Raw genomic sequence first — 21,943 nt, forward strand, 5'->3', positions numbered from 1 at the left:
GTCTTTTTTTTATGTATTTTGAAATTTAGTGCGCTTTCAGTTTTTCGAAAGTTGTAGTAAGTGTTTTTTTTGCTTTGCTCAAAGCACCGTTAAAAGCTTTTTCAAGAGTTTCGGCATGTTCGGTTACAGTGATTGGCTGTAGTTTTGCTGTACGAACTTCAAGAACACATTTTTTATCATTTAAGCTGAATTTCTCTCCATTTTCATCTCCAAAATGCACTTCAATGCGTGTGATTTTATCTTCAAAACGCGCTAAACCTTTTTCTAATTCCTCAGAGAAATATTTTTCTAATCTTTGGTGTCCTTCGATGTTTTTGTCGGTATTGATTTGAATCTTCATAACGGTTTATATTTAATGTTTGTTTCTCAAAGCTATTTTTTTTAGACCGAAAAGCCAAGAGAGTTAATAAAACATTATGATATTTTTAGTGTTAATTTTTTATTCTGAAGAAAGAAGAATCGCACTAGAAATGCCACAACAACAAGTAAACTAAATTGTAAGAAAACCACATAATTCGCTCGGGTTTTTTAATATCTTTGCAGTCCTAAAACTTTCAGACTATGAACATGAAAAAACTTCTTGCCCGTGTGGTACGCTGGCGGTATTGGAAACAACTGCAACGCTCTGAAAGGCGTAGGACAGCTAACCCAGACGGGTTTATATTCCTTAAATTTTCAGACTATGAGTACAAACACCCTTTCCAAAGAAACCGAAATTCGTTTAGCAGATTTCTTGAACAAAACTGTTGATCCAGAAAGTCTGGCAAAAGCGATTCGTCAAATTAATTATTTAATTGCTTTAAGTATAATTCGGGATTGCGAAACCTTTCAAACAGAGAAAACAAATCTCGAAAAAGGTTATTATTGGCTGAATGAATTAGCCGAGATTTTGAATCCTTATTTTGAGGTTGAAAATTAAGAAAACATAAAAAGCCACTGATGAAGTGGCTTTTTTATTTTTATAACGTTTTTTTGTAATTAGATTAAGAGATATTTTTAATGAATTGATGATATAATTGTTAACTGATTATTGTGATGAGCGAATAACGCCTGAATACTTAAATAGACCAAATATTTTTTCTCTATGATAATGTAAGAAAGCCTTTTCTGGTTTAAAAAAATCTTCCACAGGTAAATTAATTTTTTGGCCGTGATAATTATTTAATATTGTATTTTTAACATCATCGTGTACAATAATTTCATATTTTTCACTTATAGCAAACATTCCTTTATCAAATGCCCAATGCATATCTCTTGATAGAGCGATCCCATTACAAGGAAGAAATGATCCTGAATGAGATTTTGGCATTATGTGAGCTGCCTCAAGATTTATTAATTTGTCATGAAAAATAGCTACATTAGTTATTGCACATTTATTTTGATAACTTAATAAAACAAAATCTCTAAAACTAACAGAGTTAAATAAATTTGATCCTTTAGTTTCTTCTATTTCAGAATAATTGTATCTATCCTGCTCTTTTTTTATAACTTCTTTAGTTTCTTCAGGAATAATTGTTTCTAAATTCTCTAAATTAATCATTTGGGTTTTAATAAAACCTAATGTGCCATCATACATAGCATGATTTCCGGGTATAGATGAAGAATTAATCAATTGATTTAAGTCTTCATAATATTCATCTTCTTCTCTAAATATGTCAATTTTATATATCGGTATATTTTGTTCGATATAATATTTGCTAAATACTCGATTGAGTATCCTTTTTGTTCTCGAAGTTCTTTGACTTTGAATCCGAATTTTTCCTTGATATTCATAGTCTATAAAAGTAGGTTCGTGCATACAATTGACCTGCGTACAATTGACCTCATTCTTAAATAGTTTTCAACTTGATTATTAACTTTCCAAGTTTAAATAATTTGAATAAATTTTTCTTATAAAAAAGACTGTATTAGCCCTGATGGGAACGGCATCCTTTTGTGGCGGGGTTCGCCATAAAAGATATAGTAGACAGCAGGAAATAGCTCCTTATAAATTTTAAAAAATGTAGAAATCTTGTAGAATTTCTAGTGCGATTCCTTCGTTCCTCGGAATGACAAAACTGTGGAGATAATTTTTGCTTACTTCTCCTTCTTCCCCCACTTAATCTTCATTTTCCCGCCATCATCAACAGCAAGCAAATGAAGCACAATACCACGTTCACGAACCGCGTCGCGTTCGGCTTTGCTGGCGAGTTTGGCGTCGTTTTTAGAATTTCTTAGTGGGATTGTCAGGGCGAGATTGGTTCCTCGGCCGAAAGAATAAATTCCGTCAACATCGATGTTTAGGACGCTTGAACTTATGGTTAAATTATTTACGTCGATTTGTTCCCCACGCATGTTGAGGTTTCCGGATAAATCGCTGAAAGTTATATTCTTGACATCACGAAACGGAAAAGCAAACTTGCCCACTTTTACAATCGGTTCAAAGTTGAGCAATGCGCCTTGATTGACGGTGAAATTCAGTTTTCCGTGCATGGAGTTGGTAATTAATTCGCCGCGGCTATTAATAAACCCGCTTACGTTTGCGGTGCTTGTCAATCTTCCTTTAATGTTATTTGGATTAAAAGATTTGATTCCGAAGTTGTTAAACGATCTCAAAAAATTGGCAATATCAACCCGGTTTACCTGTGCGTTTGAATTGAAAGCATAATTTTTTCCGTTTGGTAAAAGTTCGCTGTTAAAAGTAATGCTTCCGCCAGAAGTTTGAAGTGAACCATTTTTTATAACCAATTTAGAATCCAGCATTGAGATTGTTGCTGTTGTATTTGTTGCGGTTAGTTTATTGTAATTGATTTTATCTGCTTTAATATCAATAACTACAACACATTTTTCGATTACAGTTCGCAGATGATTTGAAATCGTGGTTCTTTTATTGTTTTTAAGTGCGGTTTTCTTTTTTTGAGAAGAAGCCAAAACACCAAGAAATTGTTTAAGATCAATATTTGGGCAATAAATTTTCCAGTTTACGATCATTTTTTCGGGTGCATCGTAATATAGGTTCAGGAAATTATCGATTTTTCCTTCTACAAAAATCGTATTCTTTTTGTGTTTGTAAGCAATTTGTTTGATGAGTAAAGCTTTCTCGGTAAAATCTAGATGAATGTTGGTTTTTACCGCATGTACATTTTTCGGGATATAATGAAACGAAGCGTTATCGACATCGACATTCCCTATAAATCTTGGTTTATTGATATACAAGTCGACAATATCAAACTGAAATTTCAAATTGGCTTTGGCGTGACCTTCTTCAAAATGAATCCATTTTTCGTTGCTTACTTCGTTGAGTCTTTCGATATCAAAATCAGAACTTACGATTCCGGTTGCGATGGGTTTTTCGAGATTGCTAATTACAACTTGCGGAATTGAAAGCGGAATATTTTCATATTCTCCCGAAAATCGGGTTAAAATTACAGCCGAATTTGGATCGTTAAATCCATCTTTTGGTTTGAAATTATTGGTAAAAATTCCTCTGAAATTACATTTGTCAATTCGTCCGTCAGGAATAGTGAGTTCGTTGTTTTTGGCTACAGCCTGAACCACAATTTTAGGATCGTCGTGAACATTTAAGTCGCCTTTTAAGTCACAGTTTACATCAATTGGTTTTTTCAAATCAAACCGATTCAGTTTCGAACTAATATTTCCGGATAATAAATGAGAAGCATTACTCCATAAAATACGCGTATTAATGTTGATTCCGAAAAGGGAGTTGCTTTTACCAACGTTGAAATAAGCCACAATATCAAATGAATCAGAACCAATTTTTAAGTTTTTAGTCGAAACATCGATTTTTTGTTTGTTGGCTTGATACGTAACAGACAAAGTTCCTTTAAGTTCTTTTTGTTTGGCAAAACTTCCGTGAACCGTATTAAAAGCTAAACTGTTTATTTGAGTATCTAAAAATAAATCGGTGTTCCAGTCGTCTCCGTCATAATCAACTTTTGATTTTAAGCTGTGAACATCAAAATCAAACAATTTATTTCCAAGCTGATTATCGATAATAACATGAACATCGCTTAAGTCGATTTCGTCAATTGTAGTTTCGGGTTTTGATTTATTTTCCGCAGATTTCTTCTTTTTCGCTTTAAAAATATTGGAATTTGTATAGCCGTCTTTGGTTTTATAAATATAAATATCGGCGTCGTTAATTAGGATTTTATGAATATTGACTTCTTTTCGCAATAAACTCCAAACGTTTAAACGTGCTTCAATTTCCTGTGCTTTCAGTAAAGTATGATGGTGCGTATTCCATTTATTGTCTTTGAGTTCGACATCTTTTAGGGCCAGCGTAAAATTTGGGAAACCGGTTAGAAACTTATACTGAAAATCGCCAATATGAAACTTTCCGTTTATGTTTTCATTAATTTTGGTATTGATTTTAGCAATAATTTCGGTTTTGTTCTGATTGAAATAAACAGATAATCCTCCACAGGCCAATAAAAGCAATCCAATTAGTATCAGAATAAAAATACCAAAGCGTTTGGCATATTTTTTAAAATGAACCGACTGGAAAAATGTTTTTATTTTGTGTAAAGTTTCCTTCATTTTGTGTGGATTTTACGGACAAATAAAGATAAGTATAAAAAATGACTTTGTTTAGGATAGTTATAGCTTGTAAATAAAGCACATGTGAATGTTATAATAATTGCCGATACATTTATAATCAAAACTAATTTGGGAATGGTGTATGATTTGTTTTTAATTTTTAACTTTGTACCTCAGTTTTGAAAGTATTTAAAAAGTCTCCCGAGACCAAAGCTGAGAATAACTTTAAAGAAAAATAATTATGGCATTAGCAATAACAGATGCTACTTTTGACGAAGTAGTTTTAAAATCAGATAAACCAGTAATGGTAGATTTTTGGGCAGCATGGTGCGGTCCTTGTAGAATGGTTGGTCCAATCATTGACCAATTAAGCGAAGAATATGCAGGTAAAGTTGTGGTTGGTAAAGTAGATGTAGATGCTAACCAGGAATTTGCTGCTAAATATGGTGTGCGTAACATACCAACCGTTTTGGTGTTTCAAAATGGTGAAGTAGTAGGAAAACAAGTAGGAGTTGCTCCGAAACAAGCCTACGCTGACAGCTTAGACGCTTTGTTGTAATCGTAAGATTATGATTTATATAAAAAAGGCCTGATTTTTTCAGGCCTTTTTTATTTTATTTTTTGCCACAGATTAAAAGATTTCCACAGATTTAAAAATCATTTTAATCCTTTTAATCTGTGGCAAAACTTAAACTATGTTTCTATGTGTTTAAAAGCAATAGTAAAAGTTGTTCCGAAATCTGGTTTTGAAGAGACTTCGATTTTGCAATTAATTGCCGTTGCGAGATCCCGAATTAAATGCAATCCTAATCCAGATTTGATTCCGATAACTTCTGAATCATCATAAAGAGCTTTAAATTTTTCCTGATTTCCGCCCGCGCCGTTATCGGTTATAGAAAGAAAAATTTGATTGTTTTCCTGCCACGCTTTCCAAATTATTTTTTGATTTTCTCTTTTGTCAAGCGCTTTTATGGCGTTTCCGGTTAAGTTTCTGATAATGGTTTTCAGGTAATTTTCGTCTGTAGTAAGAATAACATTTTCTGGATTTTCAAATAAAATTGAAATGTTCTCATTGCTCGAAAAATGCTGCTGTATTTCTTTAAAAATAATTGCAACAGAAGTTTCTTTAAAATGAGGTTTGAAGTTTTCCATCTGGCCTTTACTCCAAAGCAAAATATCTTCCATTGAGATTAATAAATTTTCGGCTCCCGAAATTACTTTAGTCTGCATTCTCGCAGCCGTTTCTTCATCAATCAATTCAGGATTTTCTTTTTGAAGATGTAAAAAATGAATCAAATTAGAAACAGGACTTCTTAAATCATGATTTAAAATACTAAAAAATCTCGCTTTTATTTTATTGGCTTCATCCAATTCCTGATTTAAAACCTGTAATTTCTGATTGGTCTTTTTTCTATTTTGATTTTGGTTGAATAATAATAACCCGATAATTGCAACCAATGCTAATCCTGAAATTAAATAAATACGCTGCTTTTTAGCTTCATCAATCTGGATGTTTTTAATCGTGTTTTCAGTCGAAAGATTGTTGATTTTCTGCTGTTTGGTTTTATTTTGATAGCGGGCTTCGGCATTTGCAATACTTTGTTTCGCCGATTCGTGCATCATTTCGTCATTGTACTTGCTGTAGATTTCGTTATAATGAAACGCTTCTTCCCAAAGCCCCAGCGCAGCATAACTTTGAGAGAGTTTTTTATTTATAGTAACAAAGAATTCTTTGTCATAAATTAAGGCATTTACCGATGCTTTTTTCAATGTTTCAATCGCACTTTTATAGTCTTTCTTATCATATAAAACCCTTCCCATAATGGTGTTGGCTTCCATTAGAATTTCTTCATCTGTAGATTTTTGTCCAAACATAACGGCTTTTTTTGCATAATTGTAAGCTGTATTTATTTGGCCTTTATCAGCATAAAATTTAGACATACTTTGGTTTGCAAAACTCAAATTAAGAAACAAAGAATCCTTTACAGTTGGATACGTATAAATTAACTTGTAATACTTCAAAACGCTGTCAGGTTTTTTCTGCGCAGCAAAACACTGCATATAATAATTGCATGAAAACGCGCTTACATACGGAGAAGTTTTTATATAAGGTTTTGCTTCGTTTAAATATTCAATTGCTTTATCAAATTGTTTCATTTTGATGTATGCGCTTGCAATCTGACTGTACGAAACGCCAATATTTTCAATATTTGGAACGCTCTTTTTAAGCAGTTTTTTATAGGTTATCGCTTTTAGCTGATATTTAATAAAGTTTTCATATTGAGCATAATCGAGATAATATTCGCCTAAACTTCCGTTAAGAACAGCCTGCGTATAAGTGTTTTTTGTAGTGTCGAGAACTTGTTTGATATAAACAATTAAGTCTTTTCTTTTTAAAGTATCATTCAGCGAATAATAAATATAATTGAGCCGCATTAAAGCCGAAGTTTTATTTTTTAGATGATTTCCTATTTGGGCATATTTCAAAGATTGCTCATAATTAACCAAAGCCTTTTGATATTGGTTATTGCTGAATTCATAAGCAGTTCCAATATAGAGATAAAACCGGCTTATGTAGGCAGGATTGTTTTTAGAAAGCTCAATTCCTTTTTGGGCAGCAATTATTACTTTCGAATAATCTTCTTTATCTAAAAGTTCTGTAGAATATTTCAGCCAGATTTTTAGTTTTTCGTCTGTAGTTTTATATCGGGACAAATTCGGCTCTTGTTGTGCCAAAACAGAAATACTGATAAAGAACAAAAACAAAAATCCGACTTTTTTCATCTAAATCAGGTTTAAGTTTTCTTTGTAACTTCTCCCAACCGGAATTACAACATTATTGTTTAAAATGATTTCCGTCGAATTCATCTTTTGAATAAACTGTTTCTGAACGGCATAACTTCTATGAATTCTAATAAAAGATTGAAAATGATCTTCTTTCAATAAATTTCCAATACTCGATAAAACACAATGCCTTTTTTTATCGGTAATAATTAAAGTATAATCTTTCAAGGCTTCAAGATACAAAATTTCATGAAGCTTAACTTTAGTCTGATCGTGACCTTCTTTTATATAAATGGTATCGCCGCCAATGCTGGCTTCAAAAAGAGAAGCTTTTAGTTTAATTTCCATAAACTCTTCAATTCGGCTTACAGTTTGCGTAAAGCGATCCAGTTTTAAAGGCTTTACAATAAAATCCAGAGTTTCGATTTGAAAACTTTCGACAGCATGTTCAGGATGCGCGGTAATAAAAACACAAACCGGAATCTCTAAAGCTTGTTTCCGGAATTCAATACCGTTTAAATCGGGCATATCAATATCCAGAAATAAGATATCAACTTTTTTTTCTTCAATAAACGGAAGCGCATCTTCGGCAGAATCAAAAACACCTAAAATATCCAGAATCGGGAATTTTTTAGCAAAAGACAACACCGTCAGCCTGTCAATTTCGTCGTCATCAACAATAATACAAGAGTATTTTTTCATCATTCAAACCTATTTTATGTCGTCTGTCTATTTAAAATGTTGTTTGTCTATTGACTGTTTTTACCGCGGTTTTAATCGTGCAAATTTGCCTTGTAATTCATTCGAAAGCTGAAAATAACTATCCCTGACAGCCCTCTGAGTTTTACAAAAATAATGTTATTGAATTAAATAAGAACGATTTGACCAATTTAAAACTAAAATTATTATGAAATTTTCTAAAACCCTTTTTTCAATTTTTTTATTAGCAATTTTTACAATTTCATGCAGCAGCGATGACGGAACAGATGGAGTTAACGGAGTTGATGGTGCTGTTGGAGCAACAGGACCAGCCGGATCAGCAAATGTTATTTACAGCGCATGGTTAACGGCACCTACAGCGGTAGCAGAAACAATAGATGGAACCTCTGGATTGTCAACTAGTATTGCTGCACCACAATTATCATCAGATATTCTTTCAAAAGGAACCATATTGGTTTATGTGTCTTTTGGAACGGGTACTTACACAGTGCCATATACATCTACAGCAGGCGGATTTGTTAATACAATTACGGCTATTTCTACTGTGCAAAAAATCAAATTATTCAGATTTAGACATGATCAAGGAGGAACGGTAGGTTTGCCAACAAGTCTTAACTGGAGATATATTTTAATTCCCGGAGGTGCTGCCGCTGCAACAAGTAAAGCTGCAAAAGAAGATTATTCGAAAATGAGCTACGAAGAAGTTTGTGCACGTTTCAACATTCAGCCGTAAGCGCTCAAAAATTAATTTAATAAACCAAATAAGAACCAATCAATAAAGATATATGAAAACTTTAACAACCATTTTTACCCTTTTATTAGTTACAATTTCTATTACTTCGTGCAGCAGTGACGACGATAAAGATAACACGCCAGCATTTGAAACAGAAAACCCATTAGCGGTTTATTATACTAAAACAGGATTTTCTAAAGTAACCAATTTTATAAACGCTGGAGATTATGAATTTGGATTGGTTTTTACACCAACTGTAAAAGGAAACCTTAAAGCAATTACCTTAAAATTGCCGGAAGCAAACCCAACATTACGTGTAACAATTTGGGACTATGCATCAAAAGCTGTTTTACGTTCTGAAACTATAAATGTTGAAACAGCAGATCTTAAGGTTACAAAAGAAATCAGTGTTTTAGGTCTTGAAAAAGACAAAAAATATATGATAACCATGAATTCAAACGACTGGTACAAAAAGACTAAAGAAGACTTAAGCAATGTTACTTATCCAATTGTTGCCGGAAATATCACATTTAACGAATACAGATGGATAGGTGGAAAAGCACAAACTTTCCCAACCACTGTTTCTGCAGATTACAATGCAGGAGATTTAAGTTTTGAATTTCAACAAACTGAATAGTTTTATTTTTGGATAGTTAGAATTAGTAAGTTTGGAAAAAGGTTTGGCACTTGTCAAACCTTTTTTTCCATTAAACTGAAGTTAGAAAACACACTATAATATTTTGATATTGTAGAGAGAAAATAAAATGGAATAGCAATATAAAAGATTTACGTATTTCATTTCCCATTTGGTACTAAACAATAAATTTAAACGAATAAAAATGGACACATTCTTTTTTTTGGTGTTATGCTGCAGCTTCTTATTTGTTTCAACTAAAAATAGAGATTAAGGTTGAAGAAAAAGTTTGACACGATTCGATTTTAGACCCGACAGGTTTTTAAAACCTGTCGGGTCTAACGTTATACAATTGACTCTAACCATTTCAGTCAAATGCTATAATTTGTGAAAATTCGTGCAATTCGTGGCAAACTTTTTTTATTTTTAACGAATCTTATATCTCTAAAAAATGAAAAATCTGTACAGCTTTCTTTGTTTTGTTATGTTGATTCAAATTGGTTTTGCTCAATTAAAAGAAAAAGAAAGTACATTTTTAGAAAATGGAGTTTCAGAACAATTGGCTCAATTTCGTAAAAAACAGATTTCAGCTATTCAATACGAATTGTCTTTTGAAATTCCGAATCAGAAAGAGGACAATATTAATTCTCATTTAAATATAAATTTGAATTTATCTGATTTAAGCCAGCCTTTACTTTTAGATTTTAAAGAGAAAACTTCAAACATAAAAACAGTTGCCGTAAACGGAAAAAGCACTGCAATTGTTTATGAAAACGGACATATTGTAATTTCATCCAAGGACTTAATTTTAGGGAAAAACACCATTTCAATTTCCTTCATCGCAGGCAATTTATCTTTAAACCGAAACGACGAATTTCTTTATACACTTTTAGTTCCCGATCGTGCAAGTACATTATTCCCGTGTTTTGATCAGCCGGATATAAAAGCGACTTATAAACTGAGTGTTTCTGTTCCAAAAGATTGGTTGGTTTTGGCTGGAGCCGATGTAAAAGAGAAAATCGAAAAAGGCGATTTCATCACCTACAATTTTGGAGAATCAGATAAAATGAGTACTTATTTGTTTTCTTTCGTTGCCGGAAAATTCAAAAGCGTTACACAAAAACCAGGTTTAGAAATGACGATGTTGTATCGTGAAAATAACCCTGAAAAGATAAAAAACAGTACCGATACTATTTTTGAGCTTCATCAACAATCTTTGGACTTTTTAGAAAAATATACCAATTATAAATTCCCGTTTCAAAAGTTAGATTTTGCTGCAATTCCCGTTTTTCAATACGGCGGAATGGAACATGTTGGCGCGATTCAATACCGGGAATCGACTTTATTTCTGGACAACAGCGCAACGGACAGCGAGAAATTAAACCGTGCAAAACTTATCGCGCACGAAACTTCGCATATGTGGTTTGGAGATTTAGTAACCATGAAATGGTTCGACGATGTTTGGATGAAAGAAGTTTTTGCCAATTTTATGGCCGATAAAATCATGAATCCAATTTTTCCAAAAGTCAATCATAATCTGCAGTTTTTTACAGCACATTATGGTAACGCTTTCGCGGAAGACCGATCTTTGGGGACACATCCGATAAAACAGCATTTGGAAAATTTAAAAGATGCAGGTTCGCTTTACGGAGCTATTATTTACAATAAAGCGCCAATTATGATGCGTCAGTTAGAAGCTTCAATGGGAGCAGCAGCTTTTCAAAAAGGAATCGAGAAATACATTAAAAAATATGCCAACGATAACGCCGACTGGAATAATCTCGTAGAAATCCTTGATGCTGAAACACCGCTTGACATGAAAAAATGGAGCGAAGTTTGGGTTAATAAATCAGGCAGGGCCATTTTTACGGATAAAATAGAATACGACTCTAAAAACCAAATTAAAAAATTCGAAATTCAGCAAAACGCCGAAGATAAATCTAATAATATCTGGCCTCAGGTTTTTCAAATTGGTTTAGGTTATGATGATAATGTGAAAGTTTTAAACGTAAACATTAAAGACAAAAACATTGTTCTAAAAGAAGCAGCAGGACTTGAAAAACCAAACACGATTATATACAATTATAATGGTTTTGGATACGGCGTTTTTCCGCTTGACGGTAATAATTTAGATTATATTGCAATGTTGAAGGATGAGGTTGCAAGAGCTTCTGCCTACAGTAATTTGTATGAAAATATGCTGATTGGGAATATTTCTCCAGATGAAGCTTTTAATTGTTTTTTTAAAGGAATTCAATTTGAAGAAAATGAATTGGTTTTGCGAATTCTATCAAATAATCTGAATACGATTTACTGGAGATTTTTAACCCAAAAAGAACAAGAAAGAGTTCAGACTTTATTGAGTTATACATTATACTCACGTTTGAAGACCAATTCATCTGCCAATGTAAAAAAGACTTTATTTAGTTTGTTTAGTTCAACCGGTTATTCCTCTTCGGCGAAAGCCAAATTGTACCAGATATGGAATAAAGAAATCGTAATTCCGGGTTTAAAATTAAACGAAGACGATTTTACCAATATGGCGATGAACCTGGCAATATTTAAACATGAAAAAGCAGATGAAATTTTAGAAAAAACCAGAACAACGATTACAAATCCTGATAAACAAAAACGTTTTGAATTCCTGCTTCCGTCATTATCAAAAGACGAATCGGTTCGAAATGCTTTTATGGAATCTTTAAAAGACGAAAAAAACCGTGAAAAAGAAGCATGGGTTGAGATTGGTTTGAGTAACATTCATCATCCGCTTCGTCAGGAAAGTGCTAAAAAGTATATCAGATTTTCATTAGATTTGGTCGATGAAATCCAGCGTACCGGAGATATTTTCTTTCCGAAAGACTGGCTTGAAGATACAGTTGGAAAATATTCGTCTAAATTTGCTTTTGATGAAGTACAGCGATTCTTAAAAGAAAACCCTAATTTTAGTCCTATTTTAAAAAGGAAATTATTTCAGGCGACAGATTTGCTTTACAAAGCACAAAATATTAAAAAAGAAACCGAATGAAAATCGAATCGGAAATAGAGAAAGTTTCAAGTTTTCAGCATCTCGAAATGCTGGCAAATCAGGTTGTTGAAGGTTTTATATCAGGAATGCATAAAAGTCCGTTTCATGGATTTTCAGCAGAATTTGCCGAACATAAAGTTTATAACGCAGGCGAAAGCACCAAACATATCGATTGGAAATTATTTGCTAAAACAGATCGTTTGTATACGAAACGATTTGAGGAAGAAACTAATTTACGCTGCCATCTTATTGTCGATAATTCGTCGTCAATGCATTATCCCGAACTAAAATCGAATCAGCCTTTTTATGAAAAGAAGATTGGTTTTGCAGTTTTGGCTTCGGCAGTTTTAATGAATATTTTAAAGAAACAGCGTGATGCCGTTGGTTTAAGCGTTTTCTCCGATAAATACGAATATTACGCTCCCGAAAAAGGAAGCGATCGTCACCACAGAATGCTTTTGAACAAACTGGAAGATTTATTAGTACAGCCAAAAGTCAAAAAAACGACCGATACCATTACATATCTGCATCAAATTGCAGAGAAAATGCACCGTCGCTCGATGATTATTTTGTTTACAGATATGTTTCAGGCCGAAGATGACGAAAAGCTTTTTAACGCTTTACAGCATTTAAAACACAACAAACATAAAGTAGTTTTGTTTCATGTAGTTGATAATGAAACCGAATTGAAATTTGATTTTGATAACGCACCAAGAAAGTTTATTGACTTAGAATCAGGAGAAGAAGTTTCGATTTTTGCGGATAATGTTAAAGTTGAATATGAAAAAAGGGTAGAAGCCTACTTTAAAAATCTGGCTTTAACCTGTGCGAAGAACCAAATTAAGTACGTTCCGGTAAATGTGGGTGACAATTTTGAAAAAATATTGACTACATATTTAGTTGAAAAACAAAACTTTGGCTAAGAATTTGAAAATTTATTTCATTTTTTTTATCAAAACACTTGCAGAAATGAAATTCTGTACTATCTTTGCAACCGCAATAACGCAGAGGTTTGGTAGTTCAGTTGGTTAGAATACATGCCTGTCACGCATGGGGTCGCGGGTTCGAGTCCCGTCCAGACCGCAATATTGGGAGAAGCCTTTCTTAACAGAAAGGCTTTTTTGCCCAAATACGGTATCTAAGATTAGTTGTGTTGTTTTGCTACGACTTTGTAACTCGTAGCTGGTTTAGTAGTTAGACCAATGAAAAGCTTTCCACTTTTGTGGATGGCTTTTTTGATTTAAGACACTTTTGATTTTTTGTTTTTTAACCGCAAAGAACGCTAAGATTTACGCAAAGGTCGCAAAGTTTAATTAAGCTTTGCGACCTTTGCGCTTTTAACTTTGTGCTCTTTGCGGTTAAATGACACGTTTTTTAAGTTTCAGACTTGGAATTTGGAATTTTAAGATATTGGAATTTAATGGATTAAAAATATTTCAATTTTTATTCCTAAAAACCCTTGCAGAATCCAACTTCTGTTGTATTTTTGCACTCACAATAAAGCAGTGGGTTTGGTAGTTCAGTTGGTTAGAATACATGCCTGTCACGCATGGGGTCGCGGGTTCGAGTCCCGTCCAGACCGCTTAAATTTAAAAATGTCTTTCTTAACGGAAAGGCATTTTTTTTTATAATTAAAGTTTCTTTATGTTCTACGTTTATATTATTTACTCTAAAACTTTTGATGTTTATTACAAAGGTTTTAGTGAAAATGTTCCCCAAAGATTATTATATCATAATGAAAATAGAAGTAAATATACTTCTAATAAAGGACCATGGGATTTAGTTTATTCTAGGTCATTTGAAACTAAAAAAGAAGCTTTGATTGAAGAATTGAGATTGAAAAAATTAAATAGAAAATCACTTGAAGCTTTAATTCAAGATCATAAATAAGAAAGGTAGAGCTGGTTAGAATACATGCCTGTCATCTCGTCTAAGGACGAGACGGGTTCGAGTCCCGTCCAGACCGCTTTTAAAAAGAAGCCTTTCTTAACGGAAAGGCTTTTTTGTTTTTTGTATTTAACTGCAAAGGCGCTAAGATTTACGCAAAGTTCGCAAAGGTCTTTTTTAGCTTTGCGAACTTTGTGCTTTTACCTTGCGTCTTTGCGGTTAAATTTCTTTCTTATCTTTATAATAAGAAATCGCAATAATGGAACAATCAACTTTTAAAGTAGACAAATATTATATCAAGAAAGTAGATGCCGATAAAAAAAGCATTTATTGTCATCATGATATAATGGGAGAATTGTTTGTTCCGATACACAAACACGAAAAAGCGCAAATGCTATATGCAGAAGGTGATGTAGTTTTTGTGACAACCGAAACGAAATCTTACTTTCTGCCAGCAAGACATTTTATTTGGATTCCGGCTGGATTAGAGCACAGTATCGAGCCAAAGTCAGAACATGTGATGATGCGGAATCTCTATTTTCCGGTTGAGAAAGACGAAGACGACTTTTATAAAGTAGAAGGAATTTACCCAGTCAATAATTTACTGTTGCAAATGATGCTTTTTACCAATCGATGGAATGGACATCTTAAAAAAGGAACTCCAAACTTTACCATTGCCAAAGCGATAAAAGCAATTCTTCCTCAAATTTGCACGAATAATTTACCTTTAGAATTACCACAGCCAAAAGACAAACGACTCGGAAAAATTCTGCGTTACATCGAAAACAATCTCGGAGAAACGATTTTGTTTGCCGATGTTGCGCATGAATTTGGTTACAGCGAACGCTCTTTGTATCGCTTGTTTCAAAAAGATCTTAAAATGTCTTTCATTCAATATTATACCATTCGCAGAATCTTAAAAGCAATCGAACTTTTATTAGAAAGAAAACTTTCGGTAAAAGAGGTAGCTCTTGAAGTTGGTTACAATAGTGTTCCTACTTTCAGTAACACATTCTTTAAAATTCTAGGACAAAGACCTTCCGATTACTTAAATGGTGAAGAGATTTTAGAAAGAAGTAAATAGTTTTATTTCACGCAGATTTTGCGAATAATTAGTGAGACAAGCTAAAAAAGAATAAAATCTGCGCACATTTTCTTAAATCCTTTTAAATCTGCATGAAAAACATCTTAAACCAAATTTATTTTGTAATAAATTGTTTTTCAGTGCTTTAATATAACGTTTTCGAAAATGCAATTTTAACATTTGTCCGAAATGAATATGTTATTGACTTTTTAGAATTATCAGTCAACAGAAAAATGAAGGAACTTTGCAGTATAAATTATTATCATGTTCCTTAAAACAACAAATTCTACAGACGATTGTTTTTCCAGAACCCTGCTGTTATTCTTAATTGTATTAACATTCAATGGCTTACAAGCGCAGGAAGCTCGTTCGGTTTCATTAAAAGAAGCTTTGAAACTGGCAAAAGAAAACAACAAAAAAATCCTTAGATCTCAATTGGAGATCACGCTCTCGGAGCAAAACATCAAAGAAAGTAAAGAACTCCGCCTGCCAGACATCGAATTAAACGGCGAGTATTCCAGAATTACCAATATAACGGAATTTAAAGGAAGCGGTTTCTTAAATGGAAAAGAAGTTACAAAGGCAATTCCTGAAATTTATCAGGTGAATTCGACTTTTAAAATGCCAATTTATGCGGGTAATAAGATTAATAATGCCATCAAAATTGCCAATCAGGAAAGTGAAATTGCTAAAATAAAAACCGAAAAGACCGAAAATGATATCGAGCTCGAAGTGGTAGCAAACTATCTGTCTATTTATAAAATGATGGAACTTCAGAAGATTTTTGAAGAAAACATTAAAGAAGAAAAAAGCCGATTGAAAGAAGTGCAGTCGCTTCAAAAACACGGAACAGTTACTAAAAACGAGGTTATTCGTGCCGAATTACAGCTTTCGGATCGTGAACTAAATGCGCTAACAAACTCCAAAAACATAAAAATTGCGCTTCACGATCTGAAAACTTTAATTCAAATTCCAGAAAATGAAGAAATCGCAATCGACACAACGTCTAATTTAGACGAAATGAACGGCTTGGATCCGTATGATTTTTATATGACTAAGGCTTTGCAAAATGAAGAAATGCGTATGGCAAGTCAGGAATTAAACATCAAAAAAACAGAATTGCAATTGGTAAAAGGAAATTATCTGCCAACAGTAAATTTCTTCGGGAATTATGGTTTTTATTATCCAAACTACAAATTTTTTCCGCCAAATCCGTATTTGTACACTTTAGGTCAAGTGGGAATTGAGGCGAGTTTTGATATTTCGGCTTTGTATAAAAACAAAACCAAAGTAGATCAGGCCAATACTAAAATCGAATGGCAAAAAATGCAGTTGGAAATCATAAAAGAGGATATTCAGGACAAACTGTACAAAGAACATACACAATATCAGGAAATCCTTGAAAAGTTTGTAGTTGTTGATAAAGCTTTGGATTTGGCCAGTGAAAATTACCGAATCGTAAAGCTGAAATACTTAAATCAATTGGTTTTAATTACCGAAATGGTTGATGCTGATAATGCTTTGCTTCAGGCGAAATATAACAAAATTTCTACACGATTGGATGCAGTTTTAAAACATTATGAATTGCTTCATACGGCGGGAATTATGCCTCAGAGTTAGATTTTGATTTAGAAGAAAGAAGCAAGAGACAAGAGAATAGAGTAAAGAATATAGATTTTCAGTTCCGAAGGAACGATTCATATTGTAGCGCCGGATTTTAATCCGGGGGAAAATAATTAAAGATATAGATTTTATGGTTAAGATAAAAAATGAAACTAGACGAAACAGAACGTTTCATATACTAATAACAGTTATTGCGTGTGCGCTTGTTGTAAGCGGGGTTATTTTAGGAATTTGGTTTTATGTTTTCAACAGAAACCACGAAGAAACCAATGATGCGCAGGTGGAACAATATGTTACGCCAATTATGTCGAGAATTACGGGTTATGTGCAGGAAGTTCGTTTTAACGAAAATCAGTTTGTGCATAAAGGCGATACTTTGGTTGTAATTGACAATCGTGAATATAAATCGAAATTGAATGTCGCGCTTGCCGATGTTCAAAACGCGCAGCAAAATAGCGTTGTGGCGCAAAGAAATGCAGTTACAACAGCAAGTGCAACGGCAATTAACGAATCGCAGTTAGATGGTGCAAAATCGAATCTTTGGAAAACAAAACTAGAATACGAAAGATATAAAGCTTTGGTAAAAGATGAAGCGGCAACTTCTCAGCAATTAGAAAAAGTAAAGGCAGATTACGAATCGGCACAAGCGCATTTTCAGGAAATGAAAAATAGAATCCATTCCGCGACTTTAAGTACTTCTGTTGCCGAAGCAAATGTGCCGACAACGCAAACCAATATTGCATCAAAACAAGCTGTGGCAGATAATGCGGCATTATTTCTTTCGTATACGATCATTACAGCGCCTTACGACGGCTGGGTTGGAAAACGAACATTACAGCCAGGACAGTTGGTAAAAGAAGGGCAATCTCTGCTTTCGATTGTAAGTAAAGAAAAATGGATTACAGCCAATTTTAAAGAAACACAATTGCAATATTTAACCGTTGGACAAGATGTTGAAATAAAAGCAGATGCTGTAAGCGACAAAACGTTTATTGGTACAATTGCTTCTTTATCTCCAGCGAGTGGTGCAAGATTTTCACTGCTTCCTCCAGATAATGCAACTGGAAACTTCGTGAAAATAGAACAAAGAATTCCGGTTCGAATTCAGTTAAAAGACAACGACAAACAAACCGATTTTTTAAGAGCGGGAATGAATATCACTGTGATCGCAGCGCACTAAAATGGAAGATAAAAGTATTTTTAAATCCTGGGTTCCGAGATGGGCGATCATTATTATTTTGTTTGTCTGTTTGTTGCATTCCATGATTTTATTGGGAGTTTATACTTCAAACGTAACCTATGCGGCAAGTTTTCTGGACATTGAGCCCGAAGATTTGCAGTTTGCAATGTGTGTTACATACGGAACTTTGCTCGCAACGATTTTGATAGAAAGCCGATTTTCGAGTTTTTTCCCTGCAAAAAATTACCTGATGGCTGTTTATTCCTTAATTGGGATTACGATCATTTCATCGGCGTATATTACCAATTTTTATCTTTTTTTAATGCTGCGAATTGCCGAGGGAATCCTGATGGCGCTTCCGGTAATTACAATCAGGCAGTTATTGATCGAGCAGTTTAATTCTAAAAATGCCATTATAATTGGTTTCTCGTTTTATTACGGTTCGCTTTTATTGTCAACGCCTTTTATTATGAATATTGCGGTTTGGTTTCTGGATCATTACGATTGGAAATACATGCTGTATGTTTCGGGCGGCTTGCAGGTTTTGAATGTCTTTTTAATCTTAGTTACTTTTCGTGGGCACCGAATCACAAAGAAAATCCCGTTGTATCAAATCGACTGGATGAGTTATTTTTTGGTTTTAACTGCAATTCTTTGCGGTGCTTACTCTTTTGTTTATGCCGAGAAAAAATATTGGTTCGATTCTTCTCAAATGGTTTTAACGTTAATGATCGCCTTGATTACAGGCGGATTATTCATCTTTAAAGAACTTTTGGTAAAAAGACCCACTTTTGATTTTGAAGTTTTTAAATACGCTAATCTGCGAATCGGATTTTTATTGTTTTTCCTTTTTTACATCAGCAGAGCAACGCTGAGTCTTTGTCATTCGGCGATGTTTTCTATTTGGAATTGGGATCCATCGCGTGTTGCGGGCGTACAATACATAAACGGACTAGGAAATGTAATTGGGTTGATTTTAGCCGCTTTTTTCCTGATGAAATCTGTTTCTACTAAAATCATTTTTATAATTGGTTTTTCGCTGATTGCGTTATTTCATTTTTGGTTTACGTTTCTTTTCGTGCCCGATGTTGCTTTGTCTGATATTATTATTCCATATGTTTTGCAGGGAATCGGAGTGGGGTTTTTATTTGTTCCGTTAATTCTGTTTACCACGTCTTCGGTTCCGGCAAATATGGCGGTTTCTTCGGGAATTGTGGGGGTTTCTGGTCGTTTTTGGGGAAGTACAATTGGTTTTTGCGTCATGCAGAATGCGACCGTATTTTTAAACAAAAAGCACTTTTTAAAACTAAACCAATTCGTAACGGGCGAAAATCCCGAAGCGCAGCAAACTATTGCTTCAACAGCGCAAAGTTTTATAGCAAAAGGATATTCTGCAGATAATGCGAATACTTTAGCCTTAAAAAAAGTCTTCGGAACAGTTGCGAAACAAGCAACTTTATTGGCCGATATGGAGATTTATACAATTGTAGGATATGGTTTGATGGTTTTGATTATTCTGATTGCGTGTAATCAGCATTTGAGACAAACGATGACTTTGGTTAAAAGTAAAATTTGGATCGGCTAAAATGCAAATTCCAATTTTTAAATTCCAAATTCCAAAGTGGAGTGAATTTAATCTCGCAAAGTCGCAGAGTCGCAAAGTTTAAAAAGATTTAAGCAAATAAACGCAGATATAATTAAAATTAAATCTGCTAAAATCTGCAGAATCTGCGTGAAAAAAAATCCTTTTAAATCCTCTTAATCTGTGGCTTTAAAATAAAAACTTTGCGACTCTGCGACTTTGCGAGATTCAAAAAAAAACTCTTAGCGAATCTCCGCGAAAAACCTCTGCGAATCTCTGTGGAATACCGCTATATTACCCTATCTTGCAATCGTTAAAAAACAAAAAAATAAAATGAAACAGCAATGTGTAATTTTTGATATGGATGGTGTTATTTCACACACCAATCCGCATCATGTGAAGGCTTTTGAGGCATTTTTCGATAAATATAATGTTCCTTATACCAATGAAGAATTTGAAGAACATATGTACGGAAAACATAATAGTTATATCATGACACATTTCTTCAAACGCCCAATTGCGGGAGAAGAACTTTTAAAACTCGAAGACGAAAAAGAAGGAATGTTCCGTGAAATTTATAAAGACAAAGTCGATACGATTCCGCATTATTTAGATTTTTTAAGCGAATTAAAATCCCGCGGATTTAAAACAGCCGTTGCAACATCGGCGCCGCGTGCGAATTTGGATTTGATTGCAAACGCCTTAAGAATCACCGACAAAATGGATTCGATGATGTCCAGCGAGGACGTTACGTTTCATAAACCAAATCCCGAAGTATATCTAAAATCGGCAGAGCGTGTTGGTGTTTCTCCGTCTGATTGTGTGGTCTTTGAAGATTCTTTTTCGGGGATTACAGCGGGATTAAATGCTGGAATGAAAGTCGTGGGCGTTTTGAGTACGCATACAAAAGAACAACTTCCTGTATGTGATTTTTATATTAATGATTATAGCGAAATTAATGTGGATAAGATTCTGGAATTATTAAATTCCAATAAATAAATTCCAAATTCCAAAACTGTAAGATAGACCTTTGTCAAAGTTTTAAACTTTGACAAAGGTTTTTGGCAAATTTATTTTAAAAACAGTTCTTTATTATGTTCTACTAGATACAAAGAAATATTACCTTTTTCATCGGTTTGTTTTTTTAAATCAAAAACATAAGAACCTTTTGATCTTCTGTTTCTTTCGGTACCGCACCAACTGTAATTAAACTGGGTTACTTTTTTGTTATTTATGATTCCGCTAATTTGTTCGTATGGATTATTTCCGTCAAAAAGAAATGTTTTGAAATCAATATGTTCTGTTGAATTGTCATTTTTTAAATCACCAATCAAAGATCCTGCGATTACTAATGAATCAATATTTTCTCCGGTTTTATTGTAGAATTTTACATGAACGCTTCTAAAGTTTATGAAGCTACTTAAGGTAATTATACTCACTAATGCTATAATAAAAAGCCTGGTTTTTCTTTGATTTAGTATTTGCATTTTCAACACGAAGGGTTTTTGGTTTACTAACAAATCTAACAATAAATAAATTGCCTCCTGCTTTAGCTGGAGGTTTTTTTATGTTTGAAAGGGAAAGGCTTTAGCCGAAATCTATTTATTTTTAATCTTCAAAAACACTTCATTTCTAAACCAATTTTCATCTTCCGGAGTTTCAAAAATTCGTTTTGGAAAGTATAAACATTGACCTTTTGAAATATATAAAAGATAAAGATCTTTCAATTCAAAAACTTTTATAAAATTCTGCATATCAATTGTGCCTTCAGAGATTTCTCCCATGCGAGAAACGATTTTATCCGAAAAAACTTCGTGTTGTCTTTCCTTAAAAATAATTTTGTTTTCTTTTGAATTTGCAAATAGCCAATATTGAAGAAATGTAATTGATGGAAAGAGAAAACCAAAAACAATCATAAAAATATCAGAGGAATTTTTGTCATCCTTAAATAGAATTGAAATAGAAAGAAACAAAATAAAAGAATATAGCCACCATCGCTTTTTTAATAAAATCCTAATAATAAACGAGAAGTATTCTTTTTTAGTAAGTTGAAATTTTTTGGTTTTGATCATTGGTAGCTTTTTGGATTTGCTGTAAAAGTAAAAATAGATTTTGTATATGAAAAAAATAATTAAAGTTGGACGCATATATG

General features: G+C 33.4%; 19 protein-coding genes and 2 tRNA genes. 14 read left to right on the forward strand and 7 right to left on the reverse strand.

Annotated elements, in window-relative coordinates; genetic code table 11:
- Nucleotides 1–25 precede the first annotated feature (25 nt).
- On the reverse strand, nucleotides 26–340 hold the full coding sequence (locus B3C18_RS20990; RefSeq protein WP_053469929.1) for an HPF/RaiA family ribosome-associated protein: 315 nt from the start codon (nucleotides 338–340) through the stop codon (nucleotides 26–28).
- A 342-nt stretch (nucleotides 341–682) separates the two neighbouring features.
- Between B3C18_RS20990 and B3C18_RS20995 the strand changes: the two genes are divergently transcribed.
- Entirely contained in the window at nucleotides 683–919 is a 237-nt protein-coding gene (locus B3C18_RS20995) for a hypothetical protein (protein ID WP_291151350.1), read from the forward strand.
- A gap of 108 nt (nucleotides 920–1,027) precedes the next feature.
- Here the strand turns inward: B3C18_RS20995 and B3C18_RS21000 are convergent, their stop codons facing one another.
- Both B3C18_RS21000 and B3C18_RS21005 read right to left on the reverse strand, forming a co-directional pair.
- Nucleotides 1,028–1,798 carry an HNH endonuclease gene (locus B3C18_RS21000; RefSeq protein WP_291151353.1) on the reverse strand — a complete coding sequence of 257 codons (771 nt, stop codon included), beginning with the start codon at nucleotides 1,796–1,798 and terminating at the stop codon, nucleotides 1,028–1,030.
- A 278-nt stretch (nucleotides 1,799–2,076) separates the two neighbouring features.
- Nucleotides 2,077–4,539, reverse strand: a complete 2,463-nt coding sequence (locus B3C18_RS21005) for an AsmA family protein (protein ID WP_291151356.1) — start codon at nucleotides 4,537–4,539, stop codon at nucleotides 2,077–2,079.
- A 241-nt stretch (nucleotides 4,540–4,780) separates the two neighbouring features.
- On the opposite strand from B3C18_RS21005, the gene trxA reads away from it, so the two are divergent.
- On the forward strand, nucleotides 4,781–5,098 hold the full coding sequence (gene trxA / locus B3C18_RS21010) for a thioredoxin (RefSeq protein WP_008466289.1): 318 nt from the start codon (nucleotides 4,781–4,783) through the stop codon (nucleotides 5,096–5,098).
- Between the two features lie 134 nt (nucleotides 5,099–5,232).
- On the opposite strand, the gene B3C18_RS21015 is transcribed toward trxA, so the two are convergent.
- Both B3C18_RS21015 and B3C18_RS21020 read right to left on the reverse strand, forming a co-directional pair.
- Nucleotides 5,233–7,323 (reverse strand): ATP-binding protein, encoded by a 2,091-nt coding sequence (locus tag B3C18_RS21015; protein ID WP_291151360.1) that lies wholly within the window; start codon nucleotides 7,321–7,323, stop codon nucleotides 5,233–5,235.
- Nucleotides 7,324–8,028: a LytR/AlgR family response regulator transcription factor gene (locus B3C18_RS21020; RefSeq protein ID WP_291151363.1), complete on the reverse strand. Its 705-nt coding sequence runs from the start codon at nucleotides 8,026–8,028 to the stop codon at nucleotides 7,324–7,326.
- Between the two features lie 202 nt (nucleotides 8,029–8,230).
- Here B3C18_RS21020 and B3C18_RS21025 point away from each other — a divergent pair, with 202 nt between their 5' ends.
- The 12 genes from B3C18_RS21025 (at nucleotide 8,231) to B3C18_RS21080 (ending at nucleotide 20,790) form a co-directional block, all read left to right on the forward strand.
- A complete protein-coding gene (locus B3C18_RS21025) occupies nucleotides 8,231–8,776 on the forward strand; it encodes a hypothetical protein (protein WP_291151366.1) in 546 nt (181 codons plus the stop codon).
- Nucleotides 8,777–8,828: 52 nt separating this feature from the next.
- Nucleotides 8,829–9,413: a hypothetical protein gene (locus B3C18_RS21030; RefSeq protein WP_291151369.1), complete on the forward strand. Its 585-nt coding sequence runs from the start codon at nucleotides 8,829–8,831 to the stop codon at nucleotides 9,411–9,413.
- Between the two features lie 448 nt (nucleotides 9,414–9,861).
- Nucleotides 9,862–12,435: a M1 family aminopeptidase gene (locus B3C18_RS21035; RefSeq protein ID WP_291151372.1), complete on the forward strand. Its 2,574-nt coding sequence runs from the start codon at nucleotides 9,862–9,864 to the stop codon at nucleotides 12,433–12,435.
- The gene (locus tag B3C18_RS21040) at nucleotides 12,432–13,358 is read left to right on the forward strand and encodes a DUF58 domain-containing protein (protein ID WP_053469940.1); all 927 of its coding nucleotides are present in this window, start codon (nucleotides 12,432–12,434) and stop codon (nucleotides 13,356–13,358) included. The genes B3C18_RS21035 and B3C18_RS21040 overlap by 4 nt, the downstream gene beginning before the upstream one ends.
- Nucleotides 13,359–13,444: 86 nt before the next feature.
- Nucleotides 13,445–13,518: transfer RNA gene (locus B3C18_RS21045), tRNA-Asp, on the forward strand.
- Nucleotides 13,519–13,943: 425 nt separating this feature from the next.
- Nucleotides 13,944–14,017 (forward strand) — tRNA-Asp (locus B3C18_RS21050).
- 62 nt (nucleotides 14,018–14,079) lie between these two features.
- Nucleotides 14,080–14,325, forward strand: a complete 246-nt coding sequence (locus tag B3C18_RS21055; protein WP_291151375.1) for a GIY-YIG nuclease family protein — start codon at nucleotides 14,080–14,082, stop codon at nucleotides 14,323–14,325.
- A gap of 256 nt (nucleotides 14,326–14,581) precedes the next feature.
- A complete protein-coding gene (locus B3C18_RS21060; RefSeq protein ID WP_291151377.1) occupies nucleotides 14,582–15,406 on the forward strand; it encodes a helix-turn-helix transcriptional regulator in 825 nt (274 codons plus the stop codon).
- Between the two features lie 264 nt (nucleotides 15,407–15,670).
- Nucleotides 15,671–17,026, forward strand: a complete 1,356-nt coding sequence (locus B3C18_RS21065) for a TolC family protein (RefSeq protein WP_291151380.1) — start codon at nucleotides 15,671–15,673, stop codon at nucleotides 17,024–17,026.
- Nucleotides 17,027–17,159: 133 nt separating this feature from the next.
- Entirely contained in the window at nucleotides 17,160–18,209 is a 1,050-nt protein-coding gene (locus B3C18_RS21070; RefSeq protein ID WP_291151383.1) for an HlyD family secretion protein, read from the forward strand.
- Nucleotide 18,210: 1 nt separating this feature from the next.
- Complete coding sequence (locus B3C18_RS21075; RefSeq protein WP_291151386.1) at nucleotides 18,211–19,794, forward strand: MFS transporter; 1,584 nt, start codon at nucleotides 18,211–18,213, stop codon at nucleotides 19,792–19,794.
- Between the two features lie 330 nt (nucleotides 19,795–20,124).
- Nucleotides 20,125–20,790 carry an HAD family hydrolase gene (locus B3C18_RS21080; RefSeq protein WP_291151389.1) on the forward strand — a complete coding sequence of 222 codons (666 nt, stop codon included), beginning with the start codon at nucleotides 20,125–20,127 and terminating at the stop codon, nucleotides 20,788–20,790.
- A 71-nt stretch (nucleotides 20,791–20,861) separates the two neighbouring features.
- On the opposite strand, the gene B3C18_RS21085 is transcribed toward B3C18_RS21080, so the two are convergent.
- Entirely contained in the window at nucleotides 20,862–21,278 is a 417-nt protein-coding gene (locus tag B3C18_RS21085) for a hypothetical protein (RefSeq protein ID WP_291151392.1), read from the reverse strand.
- Between the two features lie 111 nt (nucleotides 21,279–21,389).
- Nucleotides 21,390–21,863: a YcxB family protein gene (locus B3C18_RS21090; protein ID WP_291151395.1), complete on the reverse strand. Its 474-nt coding sequence runs from the start codon at nucleotides 21,861–21,863 to the stop codon at nucleotides 21,390–21,392.
- Between the last annotated feature and the right edge of the window lie 80 nt (nucleotides 21,864–21,943).

Origin of the sequence: Flavobacterium sp. UBA7680, assembly GCF_002482975.1 — a bacterium.
In the GTDB taxonomy this organism is placed as follows: domain Bacteria; phylum Bacteroidota; class Bacteroidia; order Flavobacteriales; family Flavobacteriaceae; genus Flavobacterium.